16 protein-coding genes and 1 riboswitch are annotated in these 22,365 nt (G+C 61.3%); of the genes, 14 read left to right on the forward strand and 2 right to left on the reverse strand.

Translation table 11 applies throughout. The features are described 5' to 3' along the window. Nucleotides 1-162 precede the first annotated feature (162 nt). The 5 genes from metK to metF all read left to right on the forward strand — a co-directional run bounded on the left by metK (nt 163) and on the right by metF (nt 4,876). Nucleotides 163-1,329: a methionine adenosyltransferase gene (metK, locus tag CLU92_RS21405; RefSeq protein WP_101483530.1), complete on the forward strand. Its 1,167-nt coding sequence runs from the start codon at nt 163-165 to the stop codon at nt 1,327-1,329. A 143-nt stretch (nt 1,330-1,472) separates the two neighbouring features. Next, nucleotides 1,473-1,985, forward strand: a complete 513-nt coding sequence (locus CLU92_RS21410; RefSeq protein ID WP_101483531.1) for a hypothetical protein — start codon at nt 1,473-1,475, stop codon at nt 1,983-1,985. Nucleotides 1,986-2,071: 86 nt separating this feature from the next. Further along, nucleotides 2,072-2,140, forward strand: a riboswitch (S-adenosyl-L-homocysteine riboswitch). A 24-nt stretch (nt 2,141-2,164) separates the two neighbouring features. After that, on the forward strand, nt 2,165-3,589 hold the full coding sequence (ahcY, locus tag CLU92_RS21415; RefSeq protein ID WP_101483532.1) for an adenosylhomocysteinase: 1,425 nt from the start codon (nt 2,165-2,167) through the stop codon (nt 3,587-3,589). A gap of 113 nt (nt 3,590-3,702) precedes the next feature. Further along, nucleotides 3,703-4,059 carry a phage holin family protein gene (locus tag CLU92_RS21420; RefSeq protein ID WP_034783534.1) on the forward strand — a complete coding sequence of 119 codons (357 nt, stop codon included), beginning with the start codon at nt 3,703-3,705 and terminating at the stop codon, nt 4,057-4,059. Continuing rightward, nucleotides 4,046-4,876, forward strand: a complete 831-nt coding sequence (gene metF / locus CLU92_RS21425; RefSeq protein ID WP_101483533.1) for a methylenetetrahydrofolate reductase [NAD(P)H] — start codon at nt 4,046-4,048, stop codon at nt 4,874-4,876. Before CLU92_RS21420 ends, metF begins: the two co-directional genes overlap by 14 nt. Before the next feature lie 135 nt (nt 4,877-5,011). Here the strand turns inward: metF and CLU92_RS21430 are convergent, their stop codons facing one another. After that, a complete protein-coding gene (locus tag CLU92_RS21430; protein WP_180338558.1) occupies nt 5,012-5,611 on the reverse strand; it encodes a 5-formyltetrahydrofolate cyclo-ligase in 600 nt (199 codons plus the stop codon). A 65-nt stretch (nt 5,612-5,676) separates the two neighbouring features. Between CLU92_RS21430 and CLU92_RS21435 the strand changes: the two genes are divergently transcribed. The 4 genes from CLU92_RS21435 (at nt 5,677) to CLU92_RS21450 (ending at nt 10,263) form a co-directional block, all read left to right on the forward strand. Further along, nucleotides 5,677-7,623: a lytic transglycosylase domain-containing protein gene (locus CLU92_RS21435; protein WP_257561170.1), complete on the forward strand. Its 1,947-nt coding sequence runs from the start codon at nt 5,677-5,679 to the stop codon at nt 7,621-7,623. 22 nt (nt 7,624-7,645) lie between these two features. Next, nucleotides 7,646-8,362 carry a glutathione S-transferase family protein gene (locus CLU92_RS21440; RefSeq protein ID WP_101483536.1) on the forward strand — a complete coding sequence of 239 codons (717 nt, stop codon included), beginning with the start codon at nt 7,646-7,648 and terminating at the stop codon, nt 8,360-8,362. Nucleotides 8,363-8,374: 12 nt separating this feature from the next. Continuing rightward, nucleotides 8,375-9,472, forward strand: a complete 1,098-nt coding sequence (locus CLU92_RS21445; protein WP_101483537.1) for a multifunctional CCA tRNA nucleotidyl transferase/2'3'-cyclic phosphodiesterase/2'nucleotidase/phosphatase — start codon at nt 8,375-8,377, stop codon at nt 9,470-9,472. Between the two features lie 86 nt (nt 9,473-9,558). Next, the gene (locus CLU92_RS21450; protein WP_101483538.1) at nt 9,559-10,263 is read left to right on the forward strand and encodes a GNAT family N-acetyltransferase; all 705 of its coding nucleotides are present in this window, start codon (nt 9,559-9,561) and stop codon (nt 10,261-10,263) included. Here the strand turns inward: CLU92_RS21450 and CLU92_RS21455 are convergent. Then, entirely contained in the window at nt 10,255-10,779 is a 525-nt protein-coding gene (locus CLU92_RS21455) for an Lrp/AsnC family transcriptional regulator (protein WP_070220829.1), read from the reverse strand. The two genes, CLU92_RS21450 and CLU92_RS21455, sit on opposite strands and share 9 nt — an antisense overlap. Nucleotides 10,780-10,904: 125 nt before the next feature. Here CLU92_RS21455 and hppD point away from each other — a divergent pair, with 125 nt between their 5' ends. From hppD to CLU92_RS21480, 5 genes are all read left to right on the forward strand, one after another. Further along, nucleotides 10,905-12,032: a 4-hydroxyphenylpyruvate dioxygenase gene (gene hppD / locus CLU92_RS21460; RefSeq protein ID WP_101483539.1), complete on the forward strand. Its 1,128-nt coding sequence runs from the start codon at nt 10,905-10,907 to the stop codon at nt 12,030-12,032. Between the two features lie 207 nt (nt 12,033-12,239). Beyond that, nucleotides 12,240-15,836 carry an indolepyruvate ferredoxin oxidoreductase family protein gene (locus CLU92_RS21465; protein WP_101483540.1) on the forward strand — a complete coding sequence of 1,199 codons (3,597 nt, stop codon included), beginning with the start codon at nt 12,240-12,242 and terminating at the stop codon, nt 15,834-15,836. A gap of 201 nt (nt 15,837-16,037) precedes the next feature. Continuing rightward, complete coding sequence (locus CLU92_RS21470; RefSeq protein WP_257561176.1) at nt 16,038-17,486, forward strand: S41 family peptidase; 1,449 nt, start codon at nt 16,038-16,040, stop codon at nt 17,484-17,486. Nucleotides 17,487-17,649: 163 nt separating this feature from the next. Continuing rightward, the gene (locus tag CLU92_RS21475) at nt 17,650-20,370 is read left to right on the forward strand and encodes a TonB-dependent siderophore receptor (protein ID WP_101483542.1); all 2,721 of its coding nucleotides are present in this window, start codon (nt 17,650-17,652) and stop codon (nt 20,368-20,370) included. Nucleotides 20,371-20,494: 124 nt separating this feature from the next. Next, nucleotides 20,495-22,291 carry a M14 family metallopeptidase gene (locus CLU92_RS21480; protein ID WP_101483543.1) on the forward strand — a complete coding sequence of 599 codons (1,797 nt, stop codon included), beginning with the start codon at nt 20,495-20,497 and terminating at the stop codon, nt 22,289-22,291. Nucleotides 22,292-22,365: the final 74 nt, after the last annotated feature.

A 22,365-nucleotide genomic window follows, 5' to 3' on the forward strand; every position in this document is an offset into this window, starting at 1 on the left:
GTTGCCGTGCCAAAATTTTTTAAGAAGCGTAAAATACCACGTATGCAGTAACCGCTGAGTTAATAGACAACTTGCGAAGCGGAATATAAATATCGCTAAAGCGTCGCAGGCAAAATCCTCTTTACTGCGACAGAACATTCACATAGTAATCAGGAGCTTGCAATGTCAAACGACTATCTCTTCACTTCCGAATCCGTCTCGGAAGGCCATCCCGACAAGGTTGCCGATCAAATTTCCGACGCCATCCTTGACGCCATCCTGACCCAGGATCCGACCGCCCGCGTGGCTGCCGAAACCTTGTGCAACACGGGTCTGGTGGTACTGGCTGGCGAGATTACCACTCACGCCAATGTGGATTATATTCAAGTTGCGCGCGAAACCATCAAACGTATCGGCTACGACAACACGGAATACGGCATCGACTACAAGGGTTGCGCCGTGCTGGTGGCCTACGACAAGCAGTCGCCCGACATCGCGCAAGGCGTCGATGAAGGTGCGGGGATTGACCTGGATCAAGGCGCTGGCGATCAGGGCCTGATGTTCGGCTACGCCTGCGATGAAACGGCCGAGCTGATGCCTGCCGCCATCCATTACGCGCACCGCCTGGTCGAGCGCCAGTCGCAACTGCGCAAGGATGGCCGTCTGCCATGGCTGCGTCCGGATGCAAAATCGCAAGTGACCCTGCGCTACGTCGATGGCCGTCCCGTCGGCGTGCACACGGTCGTGCTGTCGACCCAGCATGCGCCGGAAATCTCGCACAAGCAGATCGAAGAAGCGGTCATCGAAGAAATCATCAAGCCCATCCTGCCGCGCGAATGGCTGACGGAGACCAAATTCCTCGTCAACCCGACGGGCCGTTTCGTCATCGGCGGTCCGCAAGGCGATTGCGGCTTGACCGGGCGCAAGATCATCGTCGATACCTACGGTGGCGCAGCCCCGCACGGCGGCGGCGCGTTCTCGGGCAAGGATCCGTCGAAAGTCGACCGTTCGGCAGCCTACGCCGCTCGCTACGTGGCGAAAAACATCGTCGCGGCAGGTCTGGCGCGTCAATGCCAGGTGCAGGTCAGCTACGCCATCGGCGTGGCCAAGCCGATCAACATCACCGTCTACACGGAAGGCACGGGCGTGATTCCCGACGCGGAAATCGCCAAGCTGGTGCTGGCGCACTTCGACCTGCGTCCAAAAGGCATCGTGCAAATGCTGGACTTGCTGCGTCCGATCTACCAGAAGAGCGCCGCTTACGGCCACTTCGGCCGCGAAGAGCCGGAATTCACGTGGGAGCGCACCGACAAGGTCGCCCTGCTGCGCGACGCTGCCGGTCTGAAGTAATCTAGTCCGCTTGCAAGAAAAGCGCCCCGGCCAGCAGGCCGCGGGCGCTTTTTTTATGGGTGCGCACGGGACGGCGCGTACCGAACGGCGCGGTCATGGGGATACACTACAATTCATTGCAAATAAACCAGTTAGAGAATTTCATGATCTTGTTGCGCCCACGCTCGCTGCTTGTTGTTCTGCTGGCTACATTGAGCCTGTCCGTTGTCGCGGCGGCGCCGGCTACGCTGACGGTGGGGCAATGGCTGGACAAGGCAGAAGGGGGCGATGGCCATGCCGTGCTGACCCTGGCGGCGGCCGGCAAATTTGTTTTCCCCGATGGTTCGCTGGCGACGCCGGTCCAGATCCGGCCCGAGCTCACCGAGTTGATGGAGCAAATGTCGGTACGCCAGGCCTTGCATGTGCTCACCATTTATGCGGACAGTGGTTTTCTCGCCACGGATCCCGATGCCTGGCGCTCGAATATCAAGCCCGATCCCGTGATCACCTGCAAATGGGCCATGCGCGCCGCGAATTACCCGACCGACGGCAGCAAGGCCGATAAAGACATGGTGCCCATCCTGCGCGACCTGGCCGATGAAATGGCGCGGCGCCTGGATGCTGACGCGCGCGCCAGCTGTCTCAGCCAGGGCAAGAACTGGCCGCGCAAACCCTAGGGTGCCAGCGCGCGCCGCGGACCTGACAAGCGGCCGGTCCGCTTGACTAATGGTTGCCGCCGGCGCATGGCCAATGTTATGATGCGGGGTCCGAGGAGCGTTGCGACGAAGAAATTCGCCAGGCTCGGAATATCCTGCAACTGCGCTCACGTACCTTTTTCAACTGAAAGGAGGGCGTGATGAACGCCGTACTCAAATCGCAACACGACTACACCATCGCCGATATCACTCTGGCCGCATGGGGCGACAAAGAAATCAAGATTGCTGAAACGGAAATGCCTGGCCTGATGGCCATCCGCGAAGAATTCGCGGCAGCGCAGCCTTTGAAAGGTGCGCGCATCACCGGTTCCATCCACATGACCATCCAGACCGCCGTGCTGATCCAGACTCTGGAAGCACTGGGCGCGCAAGTGCGTTGGGCATCGTGCAACATTTACTCGACGCAAGATCACGCTGCCGCCGCCATCGCTGCCGCCGGCACGCCTGTCTTCGCCATCAAGGGCGAGTCGCTGGACGACTACTGGGAATACACGCACCGCATCTTCGAATGGCCGAGCGTGGATGGCAAGGCTGTCTACTCGAACATGATCCTCGACGATGGCGGCGACGCTACCCTGCTGCTGCACCTGGGCGTGCGCGCGGAAACCGATCTGTCGGTGCTGGCGAATCCGGGTTCGGAAGAAGAAATCTGCATGTTCAACTCGATCAAGAAACACTTGCTGACCGACCCGACCTGGTACTCGAAGCGTCTGCCGGAAATCCTGGGCGTGACGGAAGAAACCACCACCGGCGTGCACCGTTTGTATCAGATGCACAAGGAAGGCAAGCTGGCTTTCCCTGCGATCAACGTCAACGATTCCGTCACGAAGTCGAAATTCGACAACCTGTACGGCTGCCGCGAGTCCCTGGTCGACGGCATCAAGCGCGCCACCGACGTGATGATCGCCGGTAAAGTGGCCGTCATCGCCGGTTACGGTGACGTGGGTAAAGGTTCGGCACAAGCCATGCGCGCCCTGTCGGCGCAAGTGTGGGTGACGGAAGTCGACCCGATCTGCGCACTGCAGGCGGCGATGGAAGGCTACCGCGTGGTGACCATGGATTACGCCTGCGAACACGGCGACATCTTCGTTACCTGCACGGGCAACTACCATATCCTCACGCACGACCACCTGACGCGCATGAAAGACCAGGCCATCGTCTGCAACATTGGTCACTTTGACAATGAAATCGACGTTGCTTCGTTGAAGCAATACGAGTGGGAAAACATCAAGCCGCAAGTCGACCACATCATCTTCCCGTCGGGCCGCCGCATCATCCTGCTGGCCGAAGGCCGCCTGGTCAACCTCGGTTGCGGCACGGGCCACCCGTCGTACGTGATGAGCTCGTCGTTCGCCAACCAGACGATCGCCCAGATCGAGCTGTACGCGAACACGGCCAATTACCCGGTCGGCGTGTACACCCTGCCAAAACACCTGGACGAAAAAGTCGCCCGTTTGCAACTCAAAAAGTTGAACGCGCAGCTGACGGAACTGACGCAAGAGCAAGCCGACTACATCGGCGTGCGCACGGAAGGTCCATACAAACCAGAGCACTACCGTTACTAAGATGGCTGCCTCATGAACCTACTCGCTACGGTTCCTGAGGCAACAATACTGATCGGTGTACTTTGAAAAGGCCGGCTATGCCGGCTTGCCCTCTTTTTTGACAGGCTAGAGAAATGCGCTTGCTACTGATTTGGTTTATCAATGCGGCAGCCCTGTTTGCCGTTCCTTACCTGATGCACTCGGTGACGATGAGCAGCGGCTGGACTGCGCTGCTGGCCGCTGCCGTGCTGGGGCTGGTCAATGCGCTGATCCGCCCATTGCTGATCTTGCTGACCCTGCCCGTGACATTCTTGTCGCTGGGCCTGTTCATCCTGATCATCAACGGCTTCCTGTTCTGGCTGGTGGCGCAGGTGATAGATGGTTTCCATGTCGCCAGTTTCTGGTCTGCCGTGGGCGGTGCCATTCTGTACAGCATCATTTCCTGGGCCTTGTCGACCTTACTTTTGAGTAATGACGATGGAAAAGCATAATTTCAGTATTGAGTTTTTCCCGCCAAAAACCCCGGAAGGGGCGGAAAAGCTGCGCGCCACGCGTATCAAGTTATCTGAATTGCAGCCGAAGTATTTCTCGGTGACGTTTGGCGCCGGTGGCACCACGCAGCAGGGTACCCTGGACACCGTGCGCGAGATCCTGGCGGCCGGCGAACAAGCCGCGCCCCATCTGTCTTGCGTCGGCGGGTCGCGCGAATCGATCCGCGCCGTGCTGGCCGACTTCAAGGCAGCCGGCGTGAGCCGTATCGTGGCTTTGCGGGGCGACTTGCCCAGCGGCTATGGCGCTTCGGGCGAGTTCCGCTACGCCAACGAGCTGGTGGAATTCATCCGCGCCGAGACGGGCGACCATTTCCATATCGAAGTGGCCGCCTATCCGGAAGTGCACCCGCAAGCCCGTTCGCCGCAGGACGACTTGAACGCGTTCGCGCGCAAGGTGCAGGCGGGCGCCGATGCGGCCATCACCCAGTACTTTTACAATGCCGATGCGTATTTCCAGTTTGTCGAGCAGACACAGAAGATGGGGATCAACGTGCCTATCGTGGCCGGCATCATGCCGATCACGAATTACACGCAGCTGATGCGCTTTTCGGACATGTGCGGTGCGGAAATTCCACGCTGGGTGCGTCTGAAACTGGCCAGCTTTGGCGATGACAGCGCGTCCATCAAGGCTTTTGGCCTGGACGTGGTGACGGGCTTGTGCGAGCGTTTGCTGGAAGGCGGCGCGCCAGGCTTGCATTTCTATAGCATGAACCAGGCGGCGCCCACTACCGCCCTGTGGCAGCGCCTGGTCAAGTAATTCCTCGGGGTTATAGCGCCTAACAGAACCGTAGCGAGCGGATGCGAGTTGTGGCTGAGAAGCGGAACTGTGCTATAGCACAGTGAGCATCGGAGGCCGCAAATCGCGACGCGCAGTAGGTTATGTTAGGTGCTATCAGAACAGATCGCCCTCGGTCATTATGTGATCGAGGGCGATGTCGTATTCGCCACTTGCGAAGTGTGCCGCCAGGCAGGCATAGGCGATCCCCAGGGTGCGCGGACGGGGCGCTTGCGCCAGGGTACGGTCGTAATAGCCGCCGCCATAGCCGAGGCGAAAACGTTCCAAACTAAAACCCAGGCAGGGCACCAGCAGGGTGGTGGGCGCCGGGCGCAGGCGTAATTGGGCGGGCACGGCCACGCCCATGCCATCTTTCACCATCGCTTCGCCGGGCCTCCAGTTGCTGAATGCCAGCGGTGCATGCTTTTCCAGCACCACCGGCAGGCATAATTTCACGCCGCGCGCGTCCAGCTGCGCATACGCGCCATGCAGGTCCGGCTCGCCATGCAGGGGCCAGTACACGCCCAGTTCTGTAACATTTTCCTGCGCGCACCAGTCGAGCAGGCGCCGGGCGATGGCAGCGTCCCACCCTGCGCGCGTGGTCTCGGGCAGGGCGCGGCGGGCCGCCAGCAGGGCCTTGCGCAAGCCGGCTTTGTCCTGTGGAGCAATGGGTGGCCGTGCAGCCGGATCGCATGTTATTCTAGGGTCGCTATTCATATCACCATCAAGTTAAGATTGAGAGCCGTACATTGATTCCCCCACTGAAATGGATTGCCGGCACGATGCTGTGTGTTGCATCGGCCTTGTCTCCCCTGGCCGCCCTGGCCCAGGTGCCAGCCACCGTCTCTCCTGCCGCACCGGACACGCGCAGCGAGGACGATGCCTTCCTGCTGCTGCGCGACGCCGCGCGCAAGGATGACGCCGAAAAAGCCGACTTTTATGCGGGTCGCCTGACGAATTACCAGATTCCATCGTATGTTGACTATTATCGGCTGAAACCGCGCATCAAACTGCTGACCGAGGCGCAATTTCGCGATTACCTGAACCGCTACAAGGGCAGTGCCATCGCCGACCGTTTCCGCAACGACTGGCTGCTGGAGCTGGGCCGCAAGCGTGACTGGGTCGTGTTTGACGAGCAATACCCGCAATTCGCCCTCGATGATGACACCCAGCTCAAGTGCTATGCGCTGATGTCGCGCGCCGCCAAGGGGCAGAACGTGGCGCCCGAGGCGCGCAACCTGCTCGTGTCGCCGCCCGGCTATGGCGAAGCGTGCGGCAGCCTGATCGCCATGTTGGCGCAAAATGGTCAATTCGACACGAATGACCTATGGGCGCAGATACGCCTGGCGGGCCAGACGAATGCCACGGGCCCCGCGCGCCGCATCGCGCTGCTGCTGGGTGCGTCCGACGCGAAGATGGCGCAAGCCATCGATTTACCGGCGCTGATGCTGGCCAAGGGACCGGGACCCAGCCGCGCCGACCATGAAATGTACCTGGTGGCCGTCGGCCGCATGGCGAAAAGCACCCTGAAACTGGGCGTGGTGGCGCTGCAAAAAGCCAGTGGGCAGCTGACGCCGCAGGAGCAGGCCATCGGCTGGGCCAACCTGGCCTTGCAGGCATCGTATTCGCTGGCGCCGGAAGCGTTTGAATATTGGCAAAAATCCAATGGCGCACCATTGACCCTGGAGCAGATGCAGTGGAAAACGCGCATAGCCCTGCGCGAAGGCAGCTGGCCCGTGGTGAAGTCGTCCATCCAGGCCATGCCCGCCTCCCTGCGCACGGACCCCACCTGGGTCTACTGGCTGGCGCGCGCACAGCAGGCTGAAACCCCGGGCCGCCCGAATACCCAGGCCGATACCCTGTACCGCACGATTGCCGACCAGTCGAATTTCTATGGCTTGCTGGCCAACGAAGAACTGGGCAACCATTTGGTCTTGCCGCCACCGGGCCAGCCCGTCACGCCGGCGGAAATCGCCGCCATGGCCGCCAATCCGGGCTTGCAGCGGGCGCTGAAATTTTTCAACATGCGCTTGCGCTTCGAAGGCACGCGCGAGTGGAATTGGGAATTGCGTTCGATGACGGATCGCCAGCATCTGGCGGCCGCGGAATTTGCGCGCCAGAACAATGTGCTCGACCGCATGGTCAATACCTCGGACCGCACGCGCCTGGAAGTCGATTACACGCAGCGCTACCCGACGCCGCACGACGACGTCATGCATCCGGCCACGCAAACCCTGGGCCTGGATAAAGCCTGGGTGTATGGCTTGATTCGCCAGGAATCGCGCTTCATCATGGATGCGCAGTCTCATGTGGGCGCGTCCGGCCTGATGCAGGTGATGCCGTCGACGGCCCGCTATGTCGCCAAGAAGATCGGCCTCACCGATTTCGTCACGGAAACATTGAGCGATGTGCGCACCAACGTCTTGCTGGGGACGAATTACCTGAACATGGTGCTCGGTGGCCTCGATGGTTCGCAAGTGCTGGCCAGCGCCGCCTACAACGCGGGACCGGGGCGCTTGCGCATCTGGCGCGCCACCATGACGCGTCCGCTGGAAGGGGCCGTCTTCGCCGAAACGATACCGTATACGGAAACGCGCGGCTACGTGAAAAACGTGATGGCCAACGCCACCTATTACGCGGCCCTGTTCGAGAAGCGCCCGCAATCGCTGAAAGCACGCCTGGGTACCGTGGGGCCGAAAAACAGCGCCATCGCGGCCGATTTGCCTTGAACCATACCTTTGATACCCGACCATGCAAACGACTATCCTTGACCCCAGCCTGACGCAAACCCTGGCCGCCGCGCGCGAACCGGGCCTGACCCTCATCATCGGCAACAAGAATTACTCATCGTGGTCGATGCGCCCGTGGGTGGCCATGACAGCCTTCGGCATCCCGTTCCAGGAAGTGCGCGTGCTGCTCGACCAAAGCGACACGGCCACTAAAATCGCCGAATATTCGGCCTGCGGCCGGGTGCCCGTGCTGCTGGCGGGAGAAATAACCATCTGGGACAGCCTCGCCATCTGCGAATACCTGGCCGAGCAGTTTCCTGACAAACACATGTGGCCGCAAGACGTGGCCGCGCGCGCCATGGCGCGTTGTGTCTGCGCGGAAATGCATTCCGGCTTTGCCGGCTTGCGTACGGATATGTCGATGAATATCAAGGCCAAGTTGCCGGGCCGGGGCCGCACGGCTGCCGCGCAGGCGGACATAGGCCGCATCAGCGAAATCTGGGAAGAGTGTTTGTCGCGCTTTGGCCACCACCAGTTCCTGTTTGGTGAGTTTTCCATCGCTGATGCGTATTTCGCCCCCGTCGTCATGCGTTTCCGCACCTATGGCGTGAGCCTGGCGCCGGCCCTGAACGCGTATTGCGAGCGCGTGCAGGCGCACCCGGCCGTGGCGCGCTGGATCACGGAAGCGCTGGCGGAGACGGAAGTGGCTGCCAAGCACGACGCGGAATTACCTGATTAAGAAAAGAGTGTTATGAAGATTTACACGGTCGGTGGTGCGGTGCGCGACCAACTGCTGGGCTTGCCCGTGAAAGACCACGATCACGTCGTCGTGGGCGCGACGCCCGACGACATGCTGCGCCAGGGCTTCCGGCCTGTCGGCAAGGATTTTCCCGTGTTTTTGCACCCGAAGACGCAGGAAGAATACGCGCTGGCCCGCACGGAACGCAAGACGGCACCCGGCTACCGGGGCTTTGTCTTCCACACGGCGCCCGACGTCACGCTGGAAGAAGACCTGGTGCGGCGCGATCTCACCATCAACGCCATCGCCCGGGCCGAAGATGGCAGCCTGACCGACCCGTTCGGCGGCATCGAGGATATTCGCAACAAGATCTTCCGCCACGTCTCCGATGCGTTCGGCGAAGACCCCGTGCGCATCTTGCGCCTGGCCCGCTTTGCCGCACGTTTTGACGCTTTCACCGTGGCACCGGCCACCATGGCCCTGATGCGCCGGATGGTGGCGGATGGCGAAGTCGATGCCCTGGTGGCCGAGCGCGTCTGGCAGGAAGTGGCCAAGGGGCTGATGGAAAGCCATCCTTCGCGCATGCTGACGGTGTTGCACGAGTGCGGCGCGCTGGCGCGCATCATGGGGGAAATTCAGCTCAGCGAACGCTTGCTGCAGGTCATCGACCATGCCGCTGCGCAAGGTCATGAATTGCCCGTGCGCTTCGCCGCCTTGATGCTGCATGTGAGTAAGGATGCCATCGAGCAACTGAGCGAGCGCCTGCGCGTGCCCAACGAGTGCCGCGAGCTGGCTGTCATGGCGGCGCGCGAGCTGGACAATATCAACGGCGCGCTGAACTTGACCGCCGAAGCCGTGGTGAGCATGTGCGAACGCTGCGATGGCTTGCGCAAGCCGCAGCGCTTTGCGCAGATGCTGCAGGCCGTGGCGTGCGATGGGCTGGTCGCGGGCGATTTTGCGCCGGCGGCACGGCTGCAGGGCGGGCTGGACGCGGCGCGCGCCGTGAATGCGGGCGCTTTGGCGCAGGGCTGCGTGGAGCCGAAACGCATCCCCGAAGTCATCCATGCGGCGCGGGTGGCGGCCGTGCAAGCATTCCTGGCTCAGGCTTGAACGGTGGGAATAGGCTACAATGGCGCCATAATGTTGCACTGCACAATATCGGCCTGACGTGCCGCAGCACCGCCCCAGGAGTCGTCGTGACCTTACCCAAGTTATTTCAAAATCCGTTTCGCCGCTGGCTCAGTCGTAGCGGCGGCGGGCGTCCGACCGTGCTGGTCAAGCAGTTGCATGAGCGTGACCGGCGCCGCATGATGAAGCATTTCCTGTCGCTCGAAAAAAGCGACCGTTTGCTGCGCTTCGGCAGCGCCTTGCCCGATGAACTGGTGGCGCAGTACGTGCAGAAGATGGATTTCTCGCGCGACATGATTTATGGCGTCTACAACAGCCTGTTCAAGCTGGTGGGCGTGGGCCATCTGGCGTTCGCGCCGAAGGACAAGTCGCCGGCGAAAAGTGTCGTGACGGATAAGGAGCAGGTGGCCGAGTTTGGCGTGTCCGTGTCGAAATCCATGCGCGGCATGGGCGTCGGCTCGAAACTGTTCGAACGGGCGGCGATTCACTGCCGTAACAACGATGTCGATACCCTGTACATGCATTGTTTGTCGTCAAACAAGACGATGATGCATATCGCCAAGAAGGCAGGCATGGAAATCCAGCGCGACTATGGCGAAGCTGATGCTTATTTGAAACTATTGCCGCCGAACCCGACCAGCATGCTGCAGGAAGCCGTGCAGGAGCAGTTTGCCATGTTCGACTACACGTTCAAGGCGAACGCGCGCGCCGCATTCAAACTGTGGGATCGCTTGCCAGGACGCAAGAAGAAGCCCGAGCCACCATCACAGTAAGGGCAGGGCCGTCGTATCCTTGATGCGCTGCAAGGCAAAGCTCGATTTCACGTCCAGCACGGCCGGGTGGCGCAGCAATGTCGCCATCATGAAGCGCGAAAAGTGCTCCATGTCTTCCACGTGCACGCGCAGCAGATAATCCATTTCCCCCGTCATCGCATAGCAAGCCACGACTTCGGGCCAATGCGCGACGGCCACGGCGAAGTCGGCGCGCGGCGAGGTATTCGTCACCAGGTTGGGCGCCAGTACCCTTGCCGTGCTGTGGGCGGTGGCGTCGCTGTGCTTTTCCAGCCGCACATTCACATAGGCCAGCAAGCCCAGGCCGATCTTTTCCGGGTCCAGCAGGGCCACGTACTGGCGGATGACGCCCGCTTCTTCCAGCCGTTTGACGCGGCGCAAGCATGGCGACGGCGACAGGCTGACCTGTTCGGCCACGTCCTGATTGGACAGGCGGCCATCGGCCTGCAGGACGGCAAGGATCTTGCGGTCCGTTTTATCCAGCGTAATTTTGCTCATGCTTCCTCCGGTGGTTCTCGTTTCACGCAATATTATTGCGCAAATCATGATTGTTCGGGAGATCTTTGGCATTTAATGCCCGTGACCCACGCCTATACTGTGCGCTACTTCTTGGAGGAGACATCATGCAATTTCAGCCTTGGGATAACCCGATGGGTACCGATGGTTTCGAGTTCGTCGAGTATGCAGCACCAGACCCAAAAGCATTGGGCAAGCTGTTCGAGAACATGGGCTTCACGGCCATCGCGCGCCACCGCCACAAGGATGTGACCCTGTATCGCCAGGGCGACATCAATTTCATCATCAATGCCGAACAAGATTCGTTCGCGCAGCGTTTTGCCCGCCACCACGGCCCATCCGTGTGCGCCATCGCCATCCGCGTCGACGATGCGGCCTTTGTGTACCGCCGCGCGCTGGAACTGGGCGCCTGGGGTTTCGACAATAAAACGGGCCCGATGGAGCTCAATATCCCTGCCATCAAGGGCGTGGGCGATTCCCTGCTGTACTTCGTCGACCGCTGGCGCGGCAAGGGTGCCGACAAGGAAGGCGCTGCCGCGCCGGGCGGCATCGGCGACATCAGCATCTATGACGTCGATTTCGTCGCCATTCCCGGCGCTGTCGCCAACCCCGTCGGCCATGGCCTGACGTATATCGACCACCTGACGCACAATGTGCACCGTGGCCGCATGAAGGAATGGGCGAGCTTCTACGAAAGCCTGTTCAACTTCCGCGAAGTGCGCTATTTCGACATCGAAGGCAAGCTGACGGGCCTCAAGTCGAAGGCTATGACTTCGCCCTGCGGCAAGATCCGCATCCCGATCAACGAATCGTCGGACGACAAGTCGCAGATCGCCGAATACCTGGACCAGTACCATGGCGAAGGCATCCAGCACATCGCCCTGGGCACGGACAATATCTACTCTTCCGTGCAAGGCATGCGCGATACCGGTATCGATTTCCAGGACACGATTGAAACTTACTATGAACTGGTCAACCGCCGCCTGCCGAACCACGGCGAGCAGCTGGAAGAACTGCGCCGCCTGCGCATCCTGATCGATGGCCACAGCACGGAAACGGAACGCGAACTGCTGCTGCAGATTTTTACGCAGACGGTGATCGGTCCGATCTTCTTCGAGATCATCCAGCGCAAGGGCGACCAGGGCTTCGGCGAGGGCAATTTCCGCGCCCTGTTCGAGTCGATCGAGCTGGACCAGATCAAGCGAGGCGTGCTGAAAGATACGAATGCGGCGTAATGTTGCTTTGTAATAAGTAGTAGTAGAAATAGTAGCAAAAAGGCAGCGACGCGGGAGTGCAGTGCAGCAAAGAACTGCGCGCATTCCTGTGGTAGTCTACGACAAACAAGTCATTTTTCCGCACCGGCATTGCTCACAAAGCGCGGCCGGTACGTGTGAGTTCAACCGACTTTGCACGCGTAGCACAGAGAACAATGGAGACAAGTAATGAATGCACCAATCAAGGGCTCGAGTCTTGAGCCGGGCGCGCACGCGTCCGAGATTTCCCTGAACGACAAATACACGCTGGAGCGTGGACGCGCCTTCATGACGGGCACGCAAGCGCTGATCCGCCTGCCCATGCTGCAGCGCGAGCGCGACCTCAAGGCTGGCCTGAACACGGCCGGCTATATCACCGGTTACCGCGGTTCGCCTGTGACGTCCGTCGACATGACGGCGATCAAGGCCAAGAAATACCTCGATGAACACCACGTCAAATTCCACCCGGGCCTGAACGAAGACCTGGCCGCCACGGCTGTCTGGGGCACGCAGCAAACGAATCTGTTCGAAGACGCGAAATACGACGGCGTCTTCGGCATGTGGTACGGCAAGGGCCCTGGCGTCGACCGCTGCGGCGACGTGTTCAAGCACGCCAATAACGCCGGTTCCGCCAAGCACGGCGGCGTGCTGGTGCTGGCCGGCGACGACCATGCGGCCAAATCCTCGTCCACCGCGCACCAGTCCGACCATATCCTGAACGCCTGCGGCATCCCCGTGCTGTACCCGTCGTCGGTGCAGGAATACATCGACTACGGCTTGCATGCCTGGGCCATGAGCCGCTACACGGGCCTGTGGGTATCGATGAAATGCGTGACCGACATCATCGAGTCGGGCGCCGCCGTCGATTTCGACCCGGACCGCGTGCAGATCGTGTTACCGACCGACTTCGAAATGCCGGCAGGTGGCCTGAACATCCGCTGGCCCGACACGGTGCTGGAACAAGAAGTGCGCATGAACAGCTACAAATGGTATGCGGCGCTGGCGTATGCGCGTGCCAACAAGCTCAATAAAATCATCTGGGACAGCCCGAAGGCGCGCATCGGCATCATCACGGCCGGCAAATCCTACCTGGACACGCGCCAGGCGCTGGCCGACCTGGGCATCGACGAGCAGACGGCGTCCGACATCGGCATCCGCCTGTACAAGATCGGCATGACCTGGCCGCTGGAAGCGGACGGCGTGCACGAATTCGCCAAGGGTCTCGATGAAATCCTCGTGGTGGAAGAAAAGCGCCAAATCCTTGAATACGCGCTGAAGGAAGAACTGTACAACCTGAAGGATGGCGAGCGTCCGCGCGTGGTCGGCAAGTTCGACGACACGGGCGAATGGAGCAACCAGAAGGGCACGGGACACGGCGACTGGCTGCTGCCGGCCACGTATGAGCTGAACCCGGCCATGATCGCCCGCGCGATTGCCAGCCGCATTTCGCGCTACTACGCCGGGCATCCCGTCGAGCAGCGCGTGAAGGAACGCATCGCCTACCTGGAAGCCAAAGAGAATGTGCTGAAAGCGATCAGCGCGAAACCCGATCCGCAGAAAGACCGCACGCCGTTCTTCTGCTCCGGCTGCCCGCACAATACCTCGACCAAGGTACCGGAAGGCTCGCGCGCGCTGGCCGGCATCGGCTGCCATTACATGGTGCTGTGGATGGACCGCGAGACGTCGACGTTTACCCATATGGGCGCCGAAGGCGTCACCTGGGTGGGGCAGGCGCCGTTCACGAATGAAAAGCACGTGTTTACCAACCTCGGTGACGGCACGTATTTCCACTCGGGCATCCTGGCCATCCGCGCCGCCGTCTCGGCCAAGGTGAACATCACCTACAAGATTCTGTTCAACGATGCGGTAGCGATGACGGGCGGCCAGGAATTCGACGGCCCTCTGTCTCCGGCCATCATTTCGCGCCAGATCGCCGCCGAAGGCGTCGGTCCCATCATCGTTGTCACGGACGAACCGGAAAAGTACCCGGACGATTACGCCTGGGCCGAAGGCGTCACCGTGCGCCACCGTTCGGAACTGATGGACGTGCAGCGCGAACTGCGCGACATGCCCGGCGTGTCTGCCATGATTTACGACCAGACCTGTGCCTCGGAAAAACGCCGCCGCCGGAAACGCAATGAGTATCCGGACCCGGCCAAGCGCGCCGTCATCAACGAAGCCGTCTGCGAAGGCTGCGGCGACTGCTCCGTGCAATCGAACTGCCTGTCGGTGGAACCGCTGGAAACGGAACTGGGGCGCAAGCGCCAGATCAACCAGTCGTCCTGCAACAAGGATTTCTCGTGCACGACGGGCTTCTGCCCAAGTTTTGTCACGGTGGAAGGCGGCGGCTTGAAGAAGCCGAAGAAGGCGGCTGGCGCCGACAAGGATGCACCGGCGGTGCCGGCCTTGCCGACACCAGTCATTCCCTCGACGGCGGAACCATTCGGCATTTTAGTGACCGGCATCGGCGGCACGGGCGTGGTCACCGTCGGCCAGATCCTGGCCATGGCGGCCCACGTGGAAGGCAAGGGCTGTTCCGTGCTGGACATGAGCGGCCTGGCGCAAAAAGGCGGCCCCGTGATGTCGCACGTGCGCCTGGCCGACCGCCAGGAAGACATCCACTCGACGCGCGTCGGCACCGGTGCGGCCGATCTCGTGATCGGCTGCGACCTGATCGTCACGGCCAGCCGCGATGCCCTGTCGCGCATGGGAGAAGGACGCAGCTGGGCCATGATCAACTCGACCAGCTCGTCGACGGCCGCCTTCGTGAAAAACCCGGACTGGCAATTCCCAGGCGCTTCCGCGCGCATGGAAATCGAAAAGGCCTGCGGCAGCGACCACGTGGACTTCATTGATGCGGGCCAGATCGCCACGGCGCTGATGGGCGACTCCATCGCGACGAACATGTTCATGCTCGGTTATGCCTGGCAAAAGGGCAAGGTACCGCTCACCGAAGCGTCCATCATGAAGGCCATCGACTTGAACAACGTCTCGGTGGCGTTCAACAAGGCCGCCTTCAACTGGGGCCGCGCGGGCGCCCACGATACGGCCAGCCTGGTGCGCATGACAACCCCCGCCAAGGTGGTGGAATTCAAGCGCATTGACACGCTCGACGATGTGATCGAAAAGCGCGTGGCCCTGTTGACTGCCTACCAGGACCGCGCGTATGCGCAGCAGTACCTGGACTTCGTCGGCCAGGTGCGCGCCGCCGAAAGCGCCCTGAATGGCCCGCATCTGCGCCTGACGGAAGCCGTGGCCCGCTACTTCTACAAGCTGATGGCTTACAAGGATGAGTACGAAGTGGCGCGCCTGTACACGGACGGCGCCTTCCAGGCGAAGATCGCCGCCATGTTCGAAGGCGACATCAAGCTCAAGTTCCACCTGGCGCCGCCGATCATGGCGAAAACGGATGCCCAGGGCCATCTGATCAAGAAGGAATATGGCCCGTGGATGCTGAAGGCGTTCGGCGTGCTGGCCAAGTTCAAGGGCTTGCGCGGCACGGCCTTCGACGTGTTCGGCCATACGGCCGAGCGCAAGATGGAACGCGCGCTGATCGCCGAATACCGCGCGACGGTGGGTGGCTTGCTGCCGAAACTGACGACGGCCAAGCTGGCGCAAGCCGTGGCCATTGCCAGCATCCCGGAAGACATCCGCGGCTATGGCCATGTGAAGGAGCGTCATTTGAAGGCGGCGAAAGAGAAGGAAGCGAGTCTGCTGATCGCCTTCAACGCGCCGACGCCGCTGCCGCCCGTCGTGGCAGCGCCCGTGGCGGCCACCGTGGCGTGATGGGGTGAACTTTACGCTGTAATAATGGCGCCTGCGGGCGCCATTTTTTTGTGTCAAAGAAAACAACGCCTGTTTGTAAAACGCATTATAATTTTTCGATAATTTCTTTCTGGAAAGTTTGTCATGCCTTCCTTGCGCTTTTCCGCCCCGGCGGTTCCCCTTGCTCGTCCTCCTGCTCTCGCTCTTGCTCTTGCATTGCTGTTGAGTGCCTGCGGCGGTGGCGGTGGCAGCGATAGTGCGCCCGTCGTCCCGCCCGTGACGCCGACGGGCCCCACGGCGCTGGTCGCTGCATCCACGGTGGTGAACCGTTGCGCGGCGCCGCGCAGCGGCAGCAGCGTAGACAAGCCGGGCACCTTGCTCGATGAACTGACCTGGGTGCGCAGCTGGATCGATGAAACGTATCTGTGGTACCGCGAAGTGCCGACCTCGTACCTGCCGCAAAGCTTTGCCACGCCGAAGGCGTATTTCGATGTGCTCAAAACGACTGCCACGACGGCGTCCGGCAAGCCCAAGGACCAGTTCCATTTCACGTATACGACGGCGGAATGGGAAGCCTCGCTCAACGGCGTGGAACTGGGTTACGGCATGCTGCTGGCCATCACACAGACCACGCCGCCGCGCAAGGCCGTGATCTCCATCGTCGAGCCGGGTTCGCCGGCGGCGCTGGCGGGCTTGCGGCGCGGCGACGTGCTGCAAACGGTCGACGGAACCGATTTCGTCAATGCCCCCGATACGGCCAGCGTGAATATCATCAACGCGGGCCTGTTCCCTGCAGCGCAAGGCACGCACACGCTGGGATTCAGCCGTGGTGGGACGGCGCTGAGCGCCACCCTGCAGGCCGTCGAGGTCAGCACCAGCGCCGTGCAGAACGAGCGCATCATCGACACGCCCACGGGCAAGGTGGGCTACCTGACCTTCAATACGCATAACAACGTGGCCGAGCGCCAGCTGGTCGAGACCATGCGCCGCTTCCAGGCTGCCGGCATCAGCGACCTGGTGCTCGACGTGCGCTACAACGGCGGCGGCTACCTCGATGTCGCCAGCGAGCTCGCTTACATGATTGCCGGTCCGCAAGTCACCACCGGCAAGACCTTCGAGCAGGTGCTCTTCAATGACAAGACCACGCCGGAAGCGCCCATGCCATTCCATGCGCAAAGCCAGGGTTTCGGCGGGCCGAACCCCCTGCCCAAGGGGACGGCGCTGCCTTCGCTGGGTCTCAAGCGGGTGACCTTGCTGACAACGGGCAATACCTGCTCCGCCAGTGAAGCCATCATCAACGGCTTGCGCGGCGTGGATGTGCAAGTCAACTTGATCGGCGGTACGACGTGCGGCAAGCCCTACGGTTTTTACCCTGCACCGAATTGCGGCACCACCTATTTCGCCGTGCAGTTCCAGGGTGTCAACGCCAAGGGCTTTGGCGACTATGCCGATGGCATGGCGCCTACCTGCGACGTGACGGACGATTATCAGCACCAGCTGGGTGACGCGGCGGAAGGCATGCTGGCGGCGGCGCTGCGCTACCGCAGCAGCGGCAGCTGCGTCCCGGCCACGGGCGCGACCAGGCTGTTGAGTTCGATGGAGAGTCCGGTCGACACGGCCACGCGCCTGTTGCGGCCGTCTTACAAGGAAATTGCCATCATGCGCCATTAAAGCGCATGTTTCTGCCATGAGCTAGCCTACGCGCCTGGCGTTTTCCTGCTCATGAATCTTTCTATATAACAATTTTGATATATAGAAAGATGAATCCATTCGTTCTGGAATGACTGGCATTTTGCTATCTTGCCGCTTTTCTCCCACCTTGAGAAGCGCAACGATGTCGAAACAGTTCAAGTTAACACCGCTCAGCCTTGGCGTACTGGCCATCCTGGGCGGCACCGCATGGCAGGCGCACGCGCAAACGCAAGCGCCCACAGCGGATCAGCAGTCGGCGGCCACCCCGCCAGCCGTCGTGGTCACCGGTTCGCGCATTCCCCGCGCCAGCCTGGAAGGCCCGTCCTCCGTCACCATCCTGACCGGCGATGAAATTACCAAGCAGGGCTACAAGAACGTCTTCGACGCGCTGACCAGCCAGGTGCAGAACAGCGGCTTTACGCAAGGCGAAGATTACGGCAATACCTTCACGCCGTCGGCCAATACCATCAGTCTGCGCGGCCTGGGTCCGAACCATACCTTGATCCTGCTGAATGGCCGCCGCCTGGCCGACTTCCCCATCGCCTATGACGGCGCCGTCAACTTCACCAACCTGGCGAACATCCCGTCTAGCATTGTCGATCGCATCGAGATCCTCAACGGCGGCGCCTCGGCCATCTATGGCTCGGATGCGATCGCCGGCGTGGTCAACGTGATCCTGAAAAAACAGGCGGAAGGTTTCGATATCAACGTCAAGCTGGGCGGCACCTCGCGTGGCGGCGCCGGCAACCAGCGTGTGCAGCTGACGGGCGGCGGCAATTTCGACAAGCTGCATACCCTGTTCAGCGTGGAATTGAGCGAGCGCGACCCGTTGTGGAGCATGGACCGCGACTTCATGACCAGCCGCTCAGGCGTGCCGACCACGGTCGCTTCGCGCCGCGTGATGGCGTCAGGCACATCCGGCCGCTATGTGGACCTGGGCGACACTTGCAGCCAGTTTGGCGACATGTTCGGCGGCAGCGTCAGCAAGTACACGGCAAAAAATGGCAGCTATTGCGCCAGCCCGAAAGCCCGTCCCACTTACTGGACCACGCAGACCAAAAATAGCAGCCAGAACGTGTTTGGCAGCGCCAATTACGAGCTCGATGCCGATACGACCTTGTTTGCCGACTTCCTGATCGGCAAGAACAAGACCGTCAACACGACGCGCGGCCCATCGTGGACCTCGGCCTCGCTGGGCAACGGCTACTTCCTGAACCAGAACAGCGGAGCCTACGAAGAGTGGACCCGCTTCATGTCGCCCGAGGAAATCGGCGGCGTGCAGCGCTACAAACGCAGCTGGGACGACATGGCGACCGCCATCTCGCTGGGCGCCAAGGGCCGCATTCCGGGCACCGCATGGCAGTATGAAGCCAACTACAACGCGTCTGTCTACAAGAGCGAAGGCCACACGCCGCGCATATTGTCGAACATCGACAGCTTCTTCCTGGGACCCAAACTGGGCACGGATGCCAAGGGCGTGGCCATCTACGCACCGGATGCGGCGCGCCTGTCTCGCCGCCTCACGCCCGCCGAATTCGACAGCATCAGCGGTTACAGCGATAGCAATGACAAGGCATGGACGAATACGCTGAGCCTGGCCACGAATGGCGACTTGTTCCAGCTGCCTGCCGGCACGGTGAAAATCGCCACGATAGCTGAAGCGAGCAAGCAGGGCTTCAGCAACGAACCCGATGCGCGCATCGATGAAGGCTATTTCAATATCGCCACCGGTTCGGGCACCACTGCCGGCACCCGTTCGCGCTATGCGCTGGGCGCGGAATTGAATGTGCCGCTGCATGAAAAGCTGACGGGTACCCTGGCTGGCCGTTATGACCGCTACAGCTTTGCCGGCCGCAAGGAAGGCAAGTTCACCTACAACGGCGGACTGGAACTGCGCCCGGCGCCCGAGCTGCTGTTCCGCGCCAACTACGCCACCAGCTTCCGCGCGCCGGACATGAATTACATCTACCAGGCCCGCGGCAAAGGCTATTATTCGAGCACCACCGACTACTACCGTTGCGACGCTGCCGGGCAAGCCATCGAAGGCTGCGAATATGCCAATAAATCGCCTGGCGCCGATTACGTGCAGAACGGCAGCCGCGACCTGCAGTCGGAAAAGGGCAAGTCCTTCGGCGTGGGCGCCGTCTGGTCGCCGAGTTCCAATTTCGACGTCTCGGTCGACTACTGGAGCATCAAGATCGATGACCTGGTGACCAACCTGAGCGCCGACAAGCTGCTGCGCGATGAATCCGACTGCCGCCTGGGCAAGGCCGACATCGGCTCGCCGACCTGCGTCGATACCGTGGGCCGCATCGAGCGTTACGCGGCCAATGCCTTGAACAAGGCGGGCGAGATCAAGACCATCACCGTCAACCCGATCAACGCAGCCAAGCAAAGCAGCAGCGGCGTCGACATCAGCCTGAAGTATTTGCTGCGTACGACAGACTATGGCCGTTTTGCCTTCAAGGCCAACTACGCCCGGGTGCTGAGCAAGAAATCGCAGCAATTCGTCGGCGATGAAGAGACCGACGAAACCAAATCGATGACGAACATGGATTGGCCTGACAAGCTGAACCTGAGCGTCAACTGGGCTGCTGGCGACTGGTCGAATACCTTGCTGGTCAGCCGCTACGGCAAGGTGCCGAATGCCGCCGGCACCGGCTACCTGACGCCGACGGCGCTGGCCAACATCAGCACCGTCTACCGCATCAATGACCGCGCCACCGTCTCGCTGATCGTCAACAATGTGTTCGACAAGATCAAGCGCGATACCAGCAATGGCTGGCCGTACTACCCAATCGGCAATTACAGCCCGCAAGGCCGCCAGGGATGGATCGAGTTCAACTACCATTTTGGCTCGTAACTCACGCTTGCCAGAACAAGGCCGGAGCAGCTGACGCTGTTCCGGCTTTTTTATTGGCCGCTGCGTTTTTACCTGACCGCCACTCTATAATTGCCCGCTTGTCCCCCTTGATGGAGCTAGCCCGATGCTACGCCATGTCCTGTTGTCCGCCGCCGTGTTTTCCCTGTTCTCCGTCAACGCGCATGCCGCACGCGATATGCGGCAGTTTTCCCTGAGGACGGTGGCCGAGTACTCGGGTTTCCAGCAGACCGGCCGCTACGAGGAGGTGGAAGCCTTGTGCCAGCGCTTCGAGGAGCACCATCCGAAACAGGTGCGCTGCTTTGAATTTGGCCGCACGCCGGAAGGACGACGCATGCTGGTGCTGGCCGTTTCCAACACGGGAGCGCTGACGCCGGAGGCGGCCAAGCTGCGCAAGTTACCGGTACTGCTGGTACAGGGCGGCATCCATGCAGGCGAAATCGACGGCAAGGATGCCGGTTTCCTGGCCCTGCGCGAAGTCTTGGAAGGCAAGGCGGCCGCCGGCGCGCTGGACAAGCAGGTGCTGCTATTCGTGCCGGTGCTGAATGTCGACGGCCATGAGCGCTTTGCTGCCTGGAACCGCCCGAACCAGCGGGGGCCGCAGGAAATGGGCTGGCGCAGCACGGCGCAGAATTTTAATTTGAACCGTGACTACATGAAGGCCGACTCTCCCGAGATGCAGCACATGCTGGCGCTGGTCAATGCCTGGGATCCTCTGGCTTACGTGGACTTGCACGTGACGGACGGCGCGCAGTTCGAACCCGATATCTCGATCCAGGTCGAACCCGTGCACGCGGGCGATACGGCCTTGCGTGTGGCGGGGACGGCCCTGCGCGACGGCGTGCTTGCCGACCTGGCAAAGCAGGGTTCCGATCCGAAGCCGTTCTACATGTCGTTTGCCGAGGAAGACAATCCCCAGTCGGGTTTTGTCGATTCGACGCCGAATCCGCGCTTTTCGCACGGCTATTTCCTGTTACGTAACCGTTTCGGCGTGCTGGTGGAAACCCACTCGTGGAAGGACTACCCAACCCGTGTGCGCATCACGCGCAACACCATCATTTCCCTGCTGTCGCACATGGCGCAGCACGGTGCCGCATGGCGGCAGACTGCCATGGAAGCGGACATGCGCGCGATGCAGCTGGCCGGCAGCCAGCTTCCCCTCAGCTACAAGACCACGGAGAAAAGCCGCATGATCGCGTTTCGCGGCTATGCCTATACGCGCACGCCGTCCGAGGTCTCGGGCGCGCTGATGACGCGCTATGACGAAAAGACGCCGCAAATCTGGAACGTGCCCTTGCGCGACGAGATCGTGCCCGACCTGCAGGCGGCCGCGCCGAAGGCCGGCTACCTGGTGCCGCGCGCGCAGGCGGCCATGGTGGGTGCCAAACTGCGCCAGCACGGCATCGCCTACCAGGAGATGAGCAGCATCATCGCCAGGCAGAATGTGGAAGTCTTCCGCGCCACACAAGTGAAGTTTGGCGCGCAGTCGTTCGAAGGACGCCAGACGCTGGCGGTACAGGGCGAATGGCAAAAGGAAGAGCGCCTGGTCGATGCGGGCGTGCTGTACGTGCCCGTCAACCAGCCGAAGGCGCGCCTGGTGATGGCGCTGCTCGAACCGCGCGCGCCCGATTCGCTGCTGGCCTGGGGCAGCTTCAACACCGCGTTCGAGCGCAAGGAATACATGGAAGACTATGTGGCCGAGGATGTGGCGCGCGCGCAGATGGCGGCCGACCCGGCGCTGGCGGCACAATTCCGGCAGAAGCTGGCCGACGAGCCCGCGTTTGCAAAGAATCCGCATGCGCGCCTGGAATTTTTCGCCCGCCGCCACGCCTCGTGGGATGAGCGGCTGAACCTGTATCCGGTCATGCGTGTCGACGTGGCGCCCGTCAGTTTCATGGATTGATAAGGCCCGTGATGACGGTGATGCGAAAACGCCAGTCTTCCAATCCTCCGCGTCAGCGACCACCTGTTCCATGC

The organism is Janthinobacterium sp. 61, from assembly GCF_002846335.1.
In the GTDB taxonomy this organism is placed as follows: domain Bacteria; phylum Pseudomonadota; class Gammaproteobacteria; order Burkholderiales; family Burkholderiaceae_D; genus Janthinobacterium.